The 13,829-nt window shown below is 38.5% G+C and carries 14 protein-coding genes; 10 read left to right on the top strand and 4 right to left on the bottom strand.

Features of this window, described 5'->3' with window-relative positions; genetic code table 11:
* Positions 1–39 precede the first annotated feature (39 nt).
* The 4 genes from WS34_RS04005 to WS34_RS03990 all read left to right on the top strand — a co-directional run bounded on the left by WS34_RS04005 (position 40) and on the right by WS34_RS03990 (position 2,995).
* A complete protein-coding gene (locus WS34_RS04005; RefSeq protein WP_013612886.1) occupies positions 40–582 on the top strand; it encodes a hypothetical protein in 543 nt (180 codons plus the stop codon).
* A gap of 45 nt (positions 583–627) precedes the next feature.
* Complete coding sequence (locus WS34_RS04000) at positions 628–1,113, top strand: RNA polymerase sigma factor (RefSeq protein ID WP_013612887.1); 486 nt, start codon at positions 628–630, stop codon at positions 1,111–1,113.
* A 27-nt stretch (positions 1,114–1,140) separates the two neighbouring features.
* On the top strand, positions 1,141–2,010 hold the full coding sequence (locus WS34_RS03995) for a hypothetical protein (RefSeq protein WP_046403283.1): 870 nt from the start codon (positions 1,141–1,143) through the stop codon (positions 2,008–2,010).
* A 61-nt stretch (positions 2,011–2,071) separates the two neighbouring features.
* Positions 2,072–2,995 carry an outer membrane beta-barrel protein gene (locus WS34_RS03990; protein ID WP_013612889.1) on the top strand — a complete coding sequence of 308 codons (924 nt, stop codon included), beginning with the start codon at positions 2,072–2,074 and terminating at the stop codon, positions 2,993–2,995.
* 79 nt (positions 2,996–3,074) lie between these two features.
* Here WS34_RS03990 and WS34_RS03985 read toward each other — a convergent pair whose 3' ends face one another.
* The 4 genes from WS34_RS03985 to WS34_RS03970 are packed head-to-tail and all read right to left on the bottom strand — an operon-like array spanning position 3,075 to position 7,130.
* Complete coding sequence (locus WS34_RS03985; RefSeq protein WP_046403280.1) at positions 3,075–4,169, bottom strand: bifunctional 3-deoxy-7-phosphoheptulonate synthase/chorismate mutase type II; 1,095 nt, start codon at positions 4,167–4,169, stop codon at positions 3,075–3,077.
* A gap of 33 nt (positions 4,170–4,202) precedes the next feature.
* Positions 4,203–5,060 carry a prephenate dehydrogenase gene (locus WS34_RS03980; RefSeq protein ID WP_259305996.1) on the bottom strand — a complete coding sequence of 286 codons (858 nt, stop codon included), beginning with the start codon at positions 5,058–5,060 and terminating at the stop codon, positions 4,203–4,205.
* An 18-nt stretch (positions 5,061–5,078) separates the two neighbouring features.
* Entirely contained in the window at positions 5,079–6,272 is a 1,194-nt protein-coding gene (locus tag WS34_RS03975) for a pyridoxal phosphate-dependent aminotransferase (RefSeq protein WP_046403277.1), read from the bottom strand.
* Positions 6,273–6,311: 39 nt separating this feature from the next.
* Positions 6,312–7,130: a prephenate dehydratase gene (locus WS34_RS03970; protein ID WP_046403276.1), complete on the bottom strand. Its 819-nt coding sequence runs from the start codon at positions 7,128–7,130 to the stop codon at positions 6,312–6,314.
* A 513-nt stretch (positions 7,131–7,643) separates the two neighbouring features.
* Between WS34_RS03970 and polA the strand changes: the two genes are divergently transcribed.
* The 6 genes from polA (at position 7,644) to yidD (ending at position 13,706) form a co-directional block, all read left to right on the top strand.
* A complete protein-coding gene (gene polA, locus WS34_RS03965; protein WP_046403274.1) occupies positions 7,644–10,334 on the top strand; it encodes a DNA polymerase I in 2,691 nt (896 codons plus the stop codon).
* Between the two features lie 86 nt (positions 10,335–10,420).
* Positions 10,421–11,485, top strand: coding sequence for a PorP/SprF family type IX secretion system membrane protein (locus WS34_RS03960; RefSeq protein ID WP_013612895.1), 1,065 nt, complete (start codon positions 10,421–10,423; stop codon positions 11,483–11,485).
* Positions 11,418–12,206: a DUF4271 domain-containing protein gene (locus WS34_RS03955; protein ID WP_286693620.1), complete on the top strand. Its 789-nt coding sequence runs from the start codon at positions 11,418–11,420 to the stop codon at positions 12,204–12,206. Before WS34_RS03960 ends, WS34_RS03955 begins: the two co-directional genes overlap by 68 nt.
* A gap of 31 nt (positions 12,207–12,237) precedes the next feature.
* Positions 12,238–12,999, top strand: a complete 762-nt coding sequence (locus tag WS34_RS03950) for a uroporphyrinogen-III synthase (protein ID WP_013612897.1) — start codon at positions 12,238–12,240, stop codon at positions 12,997–12,999.
* Positions 13,000–13,073: 74 nt separating this feature from the next.
* Positions 13,074–13,457 carry a ribonuclease P protein component gene (rnpA, locus tag WS34_RS03945; RefSeq protein WP_022160858.1) on the top strand — a complete coding sequence of 128 codons (384 nt, stop codon included), beginning with the start codon at positions 13,074–13,076 and terminating at the stop codon, positions 13,455–13,457.
* Between the two features lie 18 nt (positions 13,458–13,475).
* Positions 13,476–13,706, top strand: a complete 231-nt coding sequence (gene yidD / locus WS34_RS15400) for a membrane protein insertion efficiency factor YidD (protein ID WP_013612899.1) — start codon at positions 13,476–13,478, stop codon at positions 13,704–13,706.
* Positions 13,707–13,829: the final 123 nt, after the last annotated feature.

The following is a 13,829-nucleotide window of genomic DNA, read 5'->3' as shown; positions in this document are numbered from 1 at the left end:
CTAATTTTACGACAAAAATAAATAAAATGCAGTTGTAAGATGATGTTACTGATAAAAATCAGCCTATTATTTAGCCTGTTATTGCCTGACTCCGGAAAATGGCAAAGAATTCAGACCCCGGAATGTATTTCGTTCCTGTTTCCTAATACTCCTGAAAAGATTGTAAATACAAACAACGGGATACGTTCCACCATTTACCAAACCAAAGATCTGACCTGCGTATTTGGAATTGTTTGTTCAGATATGTCATCTAAAAAGATCAGAATAACAAGTGAATACGCTCAAATACTTTATGAAGAACTTAAAAAAGGGAGTTTATCTATCGAAACGGCGATCCTCAAAGAAGAAAAAACGATTCCTTACGAAAATATGATTATCAAAGAAATTCAATACTCTATCTATAAAGATAAGTATGAGATGACCTATATTAAAAGATTTATTTTCAGAGATAATTATATTTATCAAATATCGATAGGAGGACGTACCCGCCATATGTCTGTCATTCAAAACGAAATGGAAACATTCTTCAATTCTATATCCTTCCACGATCCTACAGAAAAGATAAACGAAGTTCAGAATTAGTTTTATTTGTAACTTTTAGCTATATTCGATCGTCATATCTGCAACATGACGAGAAAAGAATATAATAAATGCGTTGATGATTTCGCAGATGCTTTGTTCCGATTTATCGTAAAATCCAGTCACAACAAAGCATTAGCTGACGATATCGTACAAGACAGTTTCCTGATTTTATGGGAAAATGTCTCCGAAATTGCATGCGTTAAAGCGAAGTCATTCCTTTTTACCACCGCCTATCACAAGCTGATCGACACGTTTCGTCATGAAAAAAAGAATGCAGACTTTGAAAATATAAATCCGACAAGTTATTTGACCGAGGAAAAATTTACCGATTTAAATGAAATCCTCGAATTTGCACTCAATAAATTACCGCCGATACAGAAGACGGTTGTATTATTAAGGGATTATGAAAATTACTCTTACAAAGAAATTGCAGAAATTACTTCTTTATCCGAGACTCAAGTGAAAGTGTATATTTTCAGAGCCCGGAATTTTATGAAAGACTTTATTCGTAAACCGGAACTGATACTTTAATACAAATACTATTATTAACAATATATCATGAATATAAATAGAAATAATTATGAGAAATATTTCATCGACTACTTAGAAGGTACTCTTTCTAAGGATGATATTCATGATTTACGGGTATTTCTTTTGTTTAATCAAGATCTGGCGGAATTATTGGATGACATAGCAAAAATAAAATTAACCGCTCCCTCGGTCCGATATACCCGTAAAGAAAACCTCAAAAAAGATGAACTCCATGCATGTAAAGATTATTATGCGATCGCTATTGCTGAGAATTCGCTCAGCACACAAGATATTTCAGACATTAAGCACTCTTCCCGTAAACAAGAAATAACAAAACAGGCAGAAGTATACCGTCAACTGAAACTAACACCGGACACGAAAATACGTTATACCCGAAAATCCAAGCTTTACCATTCGGCTTACCGGCAATTAGGGTACAAATATAGTTCGATTGCTGCTATTCTCCTTTTGATACTGACCATCGCTATAACAGTCCTGAAGTCCGATGATATTCACCCCCAGGCAACCGAAATAACCATGGTCCTTCCGCCTGCGATCGAGATTCCTGCTATAGATCGGGTTCTATCTATAAAAGAGCAATCTTTGCCCCCGCTTCCTTGTCCAAAGCCGGTTATTCCGGTACAACCGACAAGAATCCCGGTAATGACCATCCAGGAATTACCCATTTGTGGAATAACTCCTACTTCGGTTCAGGAAGCGGCAAAAATCCGGATGAGTTCTCCTGCTTTTAATTCTTCAGAACTTATTTTAACAGAAAATGCGATAGCCTGGAAGCCTTCGGAAAGTAAATTTTTAAGTAACAACCTCTTTTCTTCTATGATCAATACAGGAAAAATGATTGCAGAAAAATTGAAAAACAATATCGGTAAGGAGTAACAAATATCCCCCTTAATCCGTCACATTCGAAATAACACATAAATAATTAAAAATAACAATCATGAAAATTCTACTCGCTATCATTTTGATTTTTCCAATTTTCAATATCGTAGCACAAAATCCGGTTCAACCGAAGGATTCTACTGTAGGAAAAGACGAATTGATCATCATTTCACCGGAAAAAAAAGTCCATTCCGATACCTCTGAATTAATGATTATTAGAGACAGTAGTCAAAAACACAAGGAAGCAAATATTTCCGAATTATTTATCATAGGCCGTAATGCCTATAAACGGGGACATATCTGTAAAAACGACCAATACCCGCCATTCGAAGGACATTGGAGTGGATTCTATTATGGTTTCGTCAATTTCGGTAATACCGACTATTCGATGTATGAAGGCACAGCATATGAAGAATACGGAGAATTTATGGAATTGGATTGGAGTCATTCTTTTGCAATGCAATTCAATGTCTTTAAACACAGTATCAATCTGGTACATCGAAATAACTTCGGTATTGTATGGGGGGCCGGGTTTGAATATCAGCGGCTACGGTTCGAAAATAATTATAGTTCCGTAACCTGGGCCGATCATCAACTTATTCCGATCGACTTACACGAAAATGATAAAATTGCCAGTGTTAAACGTAGTAGTTTTAAAACTTTCTACCTGACCATCCCTTTAATGCTTGAACTTCAACTGCCTGCGGCTAAAAGAAACCGATTCTATATTTCCGGAGGTATTATGGGAGGGGTAAGATTACATTCGAAAACAAAAGTCGTTTATAAAGATAGCAGCGGGGATAAACACAAAAAGAAAGAAAAAAATAATTTCAATATGGTCCCCTTCAAAGCCGATCTCGTCGGAAGAGTGGGCTATAAACGCCTGAGCCTTTGGGGAAGCTACACGCTGACCAATATGTTCAAATCCGATAAAGGCCCGGAACTGCATGCTTATACGGTAGGCATCGGTGTTACCTTTTAGCAAACGATAAAAAGTTTCCGGGAATACAGCAGTCAAATTATTGGCCGGCTGCTGTCACCTGGAAACTTGAAAACACAAACTATTCGTTCATCACCTTTGTTTGCCGGTCGATGGAAGCTTGGTGAATCGCTTTGAAAACTTTTTCTAAAAACTCATTATCCAGTCCCATCTCAGCTCCTTTGACAAACACCTTTTCCAGGATTTTATCCCAACGTCCGGGTTGCAGAATAGTAATATTATTTTGCTTTTTATATTTTCCGATTTCGTCGGATACCTTCATCCGCCGGGTCAATAGCTCCAATATATCGTTATCGATATCATCGATCTGCGCCCGCAATTCATCTATGTTTTCCTTGTATTCTATGTTTTCCGAATCTATATCCCGGATAATCAGTTTTCCTAAAATTTCCCGAAGAGAAGTCGGTGTGACTTGCTGTGCAGCATCACTCAAAGCTATTTCAGGACAAATATGGGATTCGATGATCAGTCCGTCGAACCCCAAATCCATCGCTTGCTGGGAAATTTCCTGAATATATTCCCGTTTACCTGAAATATGGCTTGGGTCACAAATCATCAACATATCGGGAAAACGCCGTTTTATCTCGATAGGTAATTGCCACTGAGGAACATTGCGGTACTTGGATTTTACATAAGCAGAAAAACCCCGATGAATCACACCGATTTTTTTCAGTCCTGCCATATTTAAGCGTTCCAAAGCACCGATCCAGAGTTCGACATCCGGATTGACAGGATTTTTCACTAAAACCGGAATATCGGTACCTTTTAAAGCGTCGGCTATTTCCTGCATAGCAAAAGGATTGGCAGAAGTACGTGCCCCGATCCACAACATATCCACGCCGGCTTTCAGAGCTTCGTACACATGTTTGACATTAGCTACTTCCGTAGAAATTTTCATTCCTAACTCACGCTGCACCCGCTTCATCCAGACTAATCCTTCGGAACCGACTCCCTCGAAACAATTCGGACGGGTACGGGGTTTCCAGATCCCTGCCCTCAAAACTTCCACTCCGGCGGCCTTCAAACCTTTGGCTGTTTCAAAAACCTGTTGTTCACTCTCCGCACTGCAAGGTCCTGCAATAATAATAGGCTTAGTAGTATCTGTAAATAATCCCCAGTCCTCTACTTTTACCAAATCTAATTTTGTCGCTGTCATATATTTCTTTTTTATAAATTCAAATTAGTATTCTTACCGGATGATCCTTTTTATCTTATTAGCCTTATGGATCAAGTCCTTCACTCCTTTTTCATCATAATCTGCAATATGTTTTTTAAATTCCTGCAATTTTTCGATATAGGTATCTAAAACAGTCAATATATTCTCTTTATTCTGAGAGAATATCGGAGCCCACATGTCTGCATTACTTTTAGCCAATCGTACCGTCGATGAAAAACCACCGGAAGCCAGGTCAAAGATATTCTTTTCATTCTTTTCTTTTTCCAAAACAGTCAACGCAAGTGCAAAAGAAGTGATATGGGAAATATGGGAAATATAAGCCGTATGCATGTCATGATGTGCGGCCCGCATATATATCACCCTCATATTGAGGCAATCATACATTTGCTTGACCAGTTCGACGGCTTGCATATCCGAATCTTCAGCATTGCAAATAATGCCTGCCCGTCCGTCGAATAATCCGGGCAAAGCAGCCCAGGGACCCGAATATTCTGTCCCTGCCATGGGATGAGCAGCGACAAAATTCTTCCGGTTCGGATGATAACGAACCATATCGTTGATTTTTTCTTTCGTCGAACAGACATCGGTCACTACCTGACGGTCCACCTTATCCAGTATATCCGGGATCATCCGGATAGCTATACTTACCGGCACAGCTACGACAATCATATCGCTCATAGCAATACATTCTTCATAACTGACGATTTCGTCGACCAATCCCAATTCCTTCGCAGCCGAAGCATGCAAAGCATCCGCTTCAACCCCGACAACACGATCGGCAAAACCCCGGTTTTTCAAATCTACTGCCATAGAACCACCGATCAATCCAACTCCTATTATTCCAACTTGCATATCAACATTTCTTTTTATCCGACATTTACAACTGCTTCAACACCACGAACCATGTTTAAAATGACTCACATGTAAAACCCGGCGAATCCGTCCGGCAGCTTCACGTAATACCTCTTGTTTCGCACACAATGAAATCCGGATATAACGTTCGCCGTTACTTCCAAAAATAAAACCGGGAGTAATAAATACATGCGCTTTTTGCAAAATCATATCCGACAATTTTTCCCCACTCTCTTCCCGGTCATCGATCTTTCCCCACAAAAACATACCTCCGCTATGTTTATCGTATCTCACACCCAACAGATCGAAAATTTCTCCGGCCAATTTCTGTCTTTCCCGGTATTCTGCATTCAATTGTGCATACCAATCATCTTTTTGGGATAAAGCTTTCACAGCTGCCAATTGGAGCGGTTTGAACATACCCGAATCCATATTGCTTTTCACTTTCAACACCTGGGAAATGACATCTGCATCTCCGGCAATCATCCCGATTCTCCAACCCGACATATGATGTGCTTTACTCAGTGAGTTCAGTTCCACACAGCAGGTTTTCGCCCCATCGATACTCAAAATACTCAGCTGTTCATCATTTAATATAAAACTATAGGGATTATCATTACAGATCAAAATCCGGTGTTTCAAGCCAAACTCTATCAACCTTTCGTATAATGCCATCGTAGCTTTTGCTCCGGTAGGCATATTCGGATAATTTGTCCACATCATTTTTACCCTGGAAAGATCCCTGTTTTCCAACTGTTCAAAATCGGGCATCCACCCGGTTTCTTCCTTCAAATCATAAAGCACGATCCCGGCTTCTGCCAGTAAAGAAGCCGAGGAATAAGTGGGATATCCGGGATTAGGTACAAGCACTTGATCTCCTTTATTCAAAAAAGCCAGAGACAATAACAAAATTCCTTCTTTAGAACCGGCCAAAGGTTGAATCTCCGTATCCGGATTCAAATCTACCCGATAATATTTCTTATACCAGGTAGCAAATCCTTCACGCAGTTCTTTTATTCCTTTATAACTTTGATAAGCGTGATTACCTGGATGCTGAGCCTCTTTGATCAAAGTCAGGATAGCTTCCTCGGGTGGCATCCGGTCAGGGGCACCGATTCCCAGATTAATCACTTCGGCTCCTTGTCGGTTCATCAAATCAATCTCTTGTAATTTTTTTGAAAAATAGTATTCACTGACACTATTCGTTCTGTTTGCCGGTTTAATTATCATCGTTTACGATTTTTGATTTACAACTTATATACTTTCTAATCAACAATAACTTTTATATTCCCCCATCACTGTCAGTTCATCGACCAATGGTCTTACAGCATTCATCGCTTCCAGATAATGTCCGTAATCATCGAATTTCAGATCCACATAAAAAAAATACTGCCATTCCTTCCCCGGTATAGGCAAGGATTGTATTTTCGTCAGGTTAAGGTCATAAAAGGCAAATATGGAAAGTACCTGCGATAACCGACCTGTCTTATGAGGCAACGTAAAGCAAATCGAGGATTTATCGATATCTTTCTCTGATACGGTAATATGGTCGTCCAGGATCAGAAAACGGGTGAAATTTTGCTTATGAGTCTCTATACTAGCCTGAAGAATCTCCAAACCGAATAATTCTGCAGCCAATTCAGAAGCAATCGCACCGATCCGTCTTTGTCCGTTCCGCATTATATCGGCAGCACTTTTGGCTGTATCTTCCGATTCTACCAAACGGATATGTGGATATGATTTAAAAAATTCACGGGTCTGGGCTATAGCCATATAATGGGAATGCACTTCAGTAATCTCTTCTATAGTCTGCCCGGGCAAAGCCATCAGGTTTTGCTGAATCCGAAGGAATACCTCCCCTTTCACTTTGCGGGAATGTTTATGCAACAAAGAATAATTCGGTAATAATCCTCCTGCCACGGTATTCTCGATAGCCATGATAGCTCCCGAAGCTTTTCCCTGATCCAAAGCAACAAACAAATCTTCAAAACTAAGACATTCACACACACCGATCTCATTTCTATAAAACAACCGGGCAGCTTGCTCGTGAAAACATCCGTGTACTCCTTGAATTGCAATTTTCGTCATTTTCCGTCACTTTTAATTCGTATATCGGTCAATAAAAAACCCCGGACATTATGCCGGGGTTTATATTATTCCATTATTATTTTCAGGACAAAATACACAGCCTCCGGCTACTCTTCATAAAATAAAAGTAGAAGTAAAAATAAAACCAGCTGCTAAATCGAAAATACGTCGCCATCTTTGTCCAAATAAAAAAGCCCTGAGTGATCAGGGCTTACTTTAATCCTATTTTTTAATCATTACACGGAAGCCCTTTACTCTCTGCTAAAAAAGTAAAAATAAAAATAATATGCATTCCAAAATGATTTCATCGCTCTGTTTTTGTTTTGTGACGACAAATATACAAACAAATCTATTTCTTGCAAATGTATCCCATTTATTTTTCAGAGAATCTCTCTTTTTAGTACAAATACGATTCTCAATGTTTAGAATATAACATATAAAAGCCTCCCTCCGATATACTTACTGATGAGCTTTTTTTCTAACTTTGTCCGTATAAATTTTAATCCTATATTCATGTCAGATCCTAAGACCTTATTCCTACTAGACGCCTATGCACTGATATACCGGTCGTATTATGCTTTTATCAATAATCCCCGGATTACCACCACAGGAATAAACACCTCCGCCACCTTTGGTTTTTGTAATTTTCTGATCGAATTATTAGAATTAGAAAAACCGACTCATATCGCAGTGATTTTCGATCCCGAAGGTCCCACTTTCCGGCACGAAATGTACACACCTTATAAAGCACAACGTCCCCCGATGCCGGAAGATCTGAGAAAATCCATTCCTTATATAAAAAAAATTATCGCAGGTCTGGGTATTTCTTGTCTGGATGCGCCGGGTTACGAAGCCGACGATTTTATCGGTACCCTGGCCAAAAGAGCGGAGAAAGAAGGTTATACCGTTTTTATGATCACGCCGGATAAAGATTATGCCCAGCTGGTCAGTGAAAAAGTTTTTATGTATAAACCCGGACGTTCAGGAAATAAATCGGAAGTCTGGGGTATTCCCGAAGTATTGGATCACTTCGGGATCGAACGGGTGGATCAGGTCATCGATATTTTAGGACTGATGGGAGATACGGCGGACAATGTTCCGGGATGTTCCGGAATCGGCCCTAAAAGCGCTGCTACCCTGGTCTATAAATATGGAGATATCGACGGAATATATGCCCATATCGATGAACTCAAAGGCAAACAACGGCAGAATCTGCTCGATTGCCAGCCAACCGTCCATTTGTCACGTACCCTGGTCACTATTTGTACCGAAGTTCCTACCGATATCACTCCCGAAGATCTTGAGAAGAAACATATCGATGTAAAAATTCTGGATCCTATTTTCAAAGAACTGGAACTCTTTTCATTGGTAAAACGGGTATTGAATACAGATATAGAAGAAGATACCTCAGAGAAATTGTCGGACATCAAAGTCAGTTATACCGACCATTCCCAAGATCCGGCTTCTTTACTGCAAAAACTGGAAGAAGCAGATCTTTATGCTTTATATGTTGTTTTCAAAAACGGGACTCTGTATAATTCCTGGCCGACTCATCTGTGCTTCTCGACAAAACTTCACGAAGTAAGTTATATCAATCTGCCTAATGACAAAAACAAGGCATTGGAAATCATACTCCAATTCCAGGCCATTTTTGAAAACAAAAATAAAATTTTAATATCGGCCGATGTAAAAAACGATATCATTTGGTTGAAAAGAGCAGGTATCAAACTCAAAAATGATATTTTCGACATTAAAATAGCCCATTATGTACTCCATCCGGACATATCACACGACTTAGGCCGGGTTGCTTTGGAATACCTCAATTATAAACTCTCGGGAAGTAAAAAAGAAGATCAGCAACTCACGCTCCAGTTCGATGAAGAAGCAGGGACGGAAGATAACGATTTTGCAGAGAAAACCGATGTTATCTTCCAGCTTCGTGAAAAACTCTGTGACGATCTGCAACAGACCGGCTTACTGGCACTCTATAACAACATCGAAATGCCACTGGTTTTTGTACTCGCCGACATGGAATACGAAGGAGTAAGCATCGATTGTAACGAACTTCAGTCCATTTCAAGCGAACTAAAAGAACGGATCGATATCATTGAAAAAGAAATCTATGAATTAGCTCATCAGGAATTCAACATCAGTTCCCCCAAGCAATTGGGTGAAGTACTCTTCGATAAACTGAAAATCGACAGTAATCACAAAAAGACAAAATCCGGTCAATACAGTACTTCAGAACAAGTGCTTGTAAAATTAGAAGACGAACATCCCATTATCAATAAAATACTGGATTACCGGGGATTAAAAAAACTTTTGACGACATATGCAGAAGCACTTCCCAGTTTTATCGACCCGGGGACAGGAAAAATACACACTCATTTCAATCAGGCAGAAGCGGCAACCGGTCGTTTAAGCAGCCTGAACCCGAATCTGCAAAATATCCCTATCCGCACAGAAGAAGGCCGGAAAATCCGTAAGGCTTTCGTTACCGGTAATGACGACTATTTGTTTTTCTCAGCCGACTATTCCCAGGTCGAATTACGGTTGATGGCTCATTTAAGTCAGGATAAAGAATTGATTCATGCTTTCAATCACGGTATAGATGTACATACCGCTACAGCTTCAAAAATTTATCATGTCACCTTAGAGGAAGTAACTCCTGAAATGCGCCGCCGGGCTAAAACAGCTAATTTCGGTATCATATACGGTATATCTGCCTGGGGCTTGGCCGAAAGACTCCACATCAGCCGCAAAGAAGGCAAAGAATTGATCGACGGTTATTTCGATCTTTATCCAGGCGTGAAAAAATACATGGAAGAATCCGTCGAAAAAGCCAGAAAAAAAGAATTTGTCGAAACAATTATGGGCCGCAGACGTTATCTCCGGGACATAAACTCCCGGAATGCCGTAGTCAGAGGGATGGCGGAACGAAATGCCATCAATGCTCCGATACAGGGATCGGCTGCCGATATTATAAAAATGGCTATGATCTGTATCCAAAAACGCATTCAGGAAGAAGGATTGATGTCCAGAATGATCATTCAAGTTCATGACGAACTCAATTTCAAATGCCATAAATCCGAACAATATCTCCTGAAAAGCCTGGTGACGAATTGTATGGAGCATGTAATAAAACTCTCTGTGCCTCTAACGGTTAGTACAGGATTCGGAAACAATTGGTATGAAGCACATTGACCTGTAAAAAAACTTGTTTCAATTTAATAAATGTAAATTAATCCCGATTTTTTTATATTATTGCAATAAATTTCAATCAAACCAATATGCGAGTATTTATTAAAAATAGAATCCTGTTCTATTTTATATTTTTCATATATACTCCGGCTAGCTTCGCTCAGGATTATTCCTTTTCTCAATTTTGGGAGAATCGGATTTATTATAATCCTTCCTTCGTTGGTTTGAATGAAGGTGAATTCAACGGACAATTGACCTATCGGAAACTCTGGCCCAAATTTCCGGGTAATTTTTCAACGATTTTTTTTTCCGCCGATTTAAAAACATACAATAATTATGGATTCGGATTATCCGTTATTTCAAGTGATGAAGGGGGTGGTTTTATAAAATCGAACAGTATCGGACTATCCTACTCCTGGAGAGGGTATTTCAACAAAGAAAAAAATATCTACTTTCAATTAGGAGTGAAAGGTTCTTATTATGACGAAAGGCTGAATCCGAACAAATACATTTATTCCGGGAATCTTCATGAAATATACGGTAACATTCTACCGTTACCGGCTTTGGACATTGTCAATGAAAAACAAAATTATTGGGATTTCAGTACAGGTTTTATGATCTATGTTCCCTGGGAACGTCATTACCGTGAATTTATGCATAATTTCATCGGATTTTCCGTCAATCATTTCACCCGCCCCAAAGACAATTTTATCGAAGAAAATGCCCGGATTCCGATCAAACTGAGTTTACAATGGAATAGTTTTATCAGAACCTCCCTTTATAGCCTCGACAAAAAAAGTAGTTTATATGTTTGTCCGGGATTATTATATGAAAACCGAGGAGATCGATTATTATCTTCCTCCTCATTCGATAACTTTATCGTCGGTTCGGATATCACCACCGATCCCTTATTCGGTGGAGTATGGTATAGTTCTCAGCTCCTGAACAGCGATAAAGAAAATTATAAAGCGATCATTTTCAAACTTGGACTCAAGTTGAATTCTGCCAATAAAAAATTTGAATATCGTCTGGCTTATTCCTACGATATGTCTCTTGGAAATTTAGTAAAATCAACAGAAGGATCCCATGAAATCAGTTTCAACATCACCTACAGATTCAATGCCAAATACCGATATAACATATTTTCATTCTGAACAAGATAGCCTGTCTATTCTACCATTACATCAAACTGAAACAGACACATTTGAAATCTATATGCCTGCTGGTCGATTTTTACCTTCGACACAGTTGGAACACAATAAAGATCTGTTCGGAAACGTACTATTCACAGTCGGTTTCCTAATTATTTTTGCATTTGTAAGATTAAGAGGTAAAGATCTGTTTTACAATCTATTGAATACATTATTAAAAAGGAAGAAAGCTGAAATTATTTTGAATGAAGGAATATCTTCCAATCTGATCTGTTATATTCTATCCTTATGTTTGTCCTTCTCCATCATTTCTATCGGTATCGTCTATGTCATCGAAGGAAGTTTTATCAATTTATTTACATTATATCTTTTCATCGGCTTATTTCTTTATCATTTTCTTCTTCTCTTGATTGTCCGGTTATTCGGATGGACTTTTAACGCTAAAAATATGGCCGACGAAGTCATCGTAAATTTATGGACTTACAATATTTTGTCAGGACTTTTGATTTCACCTTTTGTAATTGCAATCTTTTTCGTGAAATCTTTTGCTGTTATTCCTCTATTAAAGATAGTTATATTCGGTGCAATTTTACTTATGATTGTTAAAATTATAAGATGGATTGAAATATTAATCACGCATAGGGTTTCAATTTTGTATATGATTTTGTACCTTTGTGCCCTCGAAATCATGCCACTTCTTGTGCTTTACAAGATGGTAGAATAACATCAGGGTATTAATTTAAAACTTTACTGCTTTGAAGATAAAAAAGATACTCGTATCGCAACCGCAACCAACTACAGAAAAATCTCCCTATTCTGAACTAGCGGAAAAATACGGTTTAAAACTGGAATTTCGTCCTTTTATTAAGGTTGAAGGAGTTACAGCTAAAGAATTCAGACAGGAACGGATCAATATTCTTGATCACACTGCTATTATTTTTACCAGCCGTACAGCTATAGATCACTTTTTCAGAATCTGCGGAGAGTTAAGAATAACGGTACCGGACACGATGAAATATTTTTGTATTTCGGAAGCAACGGCTTTTTATTTACAAAAATACATCGTCTACCGTAAAAGAAAAATTTTCTATGGGGATAAGAAAGTGGATGATATGACTAAAATTTTACTGAAACATAAAACAGAAAATTTTCTTGTACCTCTTTCCGATATCCACAAAGAAAATATTCCCGGATTACTGGATCAGTTGAATCTGAAATACACGAAAGCTATTCTTTATAAAACGGTTTCCAGCGATCTGAGCGATATCAAAAATTTGAAAGAATACGATATCATAGCTTTTTATACCCCATCCGGTATAAAATCTTTATTCCAGAATTTCCCGGACTTCGTTCAGGATACCACAGTTATAGCAGCTTTCGGACCTGCAACTGCAGTTGCAGTCGAAGAAGCAGGATTACGGCTGGATATAAAAGCTCCGACACCCCAATGTCCTTCCATGACAATGGCTATCGAAGAGTTTATAAAGCGTTATAACAAAGAAAACAAAACAAAATAATTCAAAAATGAAGCTAATCATAAAAAGTCAAACTTTTTGTGATTAGCTTCCCTATAAGTTACCAACCTGCATTTATGTACTCACTCAGCAAAGCCGAACGTCTATGTAGTAAAATTCTTTTCGAAGAACTATTGACTTCTGAGATCAGCTTTGTAAAATACCCGTTTCGGGTCGTACTCAAAGATTCGTCTATACCCGGAGAATATCCTGCCAGGATAGCGATCAGCGTGAGTAAAAAGAAATTTAAAAGGGCTGTTAAACGTAACCGGGTAAAACGGCTGACCCGTGAAGCTTACCGTTTAAACAAACCCGAATTCTATCAGCATATAATCCCCGGACATACAGTAGATATTCTATTTATCTACCTCGATCAGAATCTTCCGGTTTTTTCTAAAACCGAAAAGGCCATAAAAAGTGTACTGAAGAAGATTCCATCTTTACTATCCTCTGTTTCCTGATCCCGGTAAAACGATCGTATGACACTTATTAAATGCATAATCAGTCACTTATTACTTTTACCGATTCGGTTTTATCAATACTGTATCTCCCCTTTAAAGCCACCCACCTGCCGTTTTGTACCCACTTGTTCCCAGTATGCGATCGAAGCTATCCGAAAACACGGACCTTTTAAGGGATTATGGCTGGCTATAAAAAGACTACTCCGCTGTCATCCCTGGGGAGGCAGCGGCTATGATCCTGTGCCTTAAAAAATAACAATCCATCTTAAGGATTTGCTAATTTTCAATTTACCATTTTCAATTATCAATTATATATCGTATTTTCGTTAATTAAAAATCAGGTGTTGTATCACAAACAAAAATTTAAAATAT

Origin of the sequence: Odoribacter sp. N15.MGS-14, from assembly GCF_000980245.1 — a bacterium.
In the GTDB taxonomy this organism is placed as follows: Bacteria; Bacteroidota; Bacteroidia; order Bacteroidales; family Marinifilaceae; genus Odoribacter; species Odoribacter splanchnicus.
Note: the sequence above shows the minus strand (reverse complement) of the source record. Positions and strands in the feature narration are given on the sequence as shown.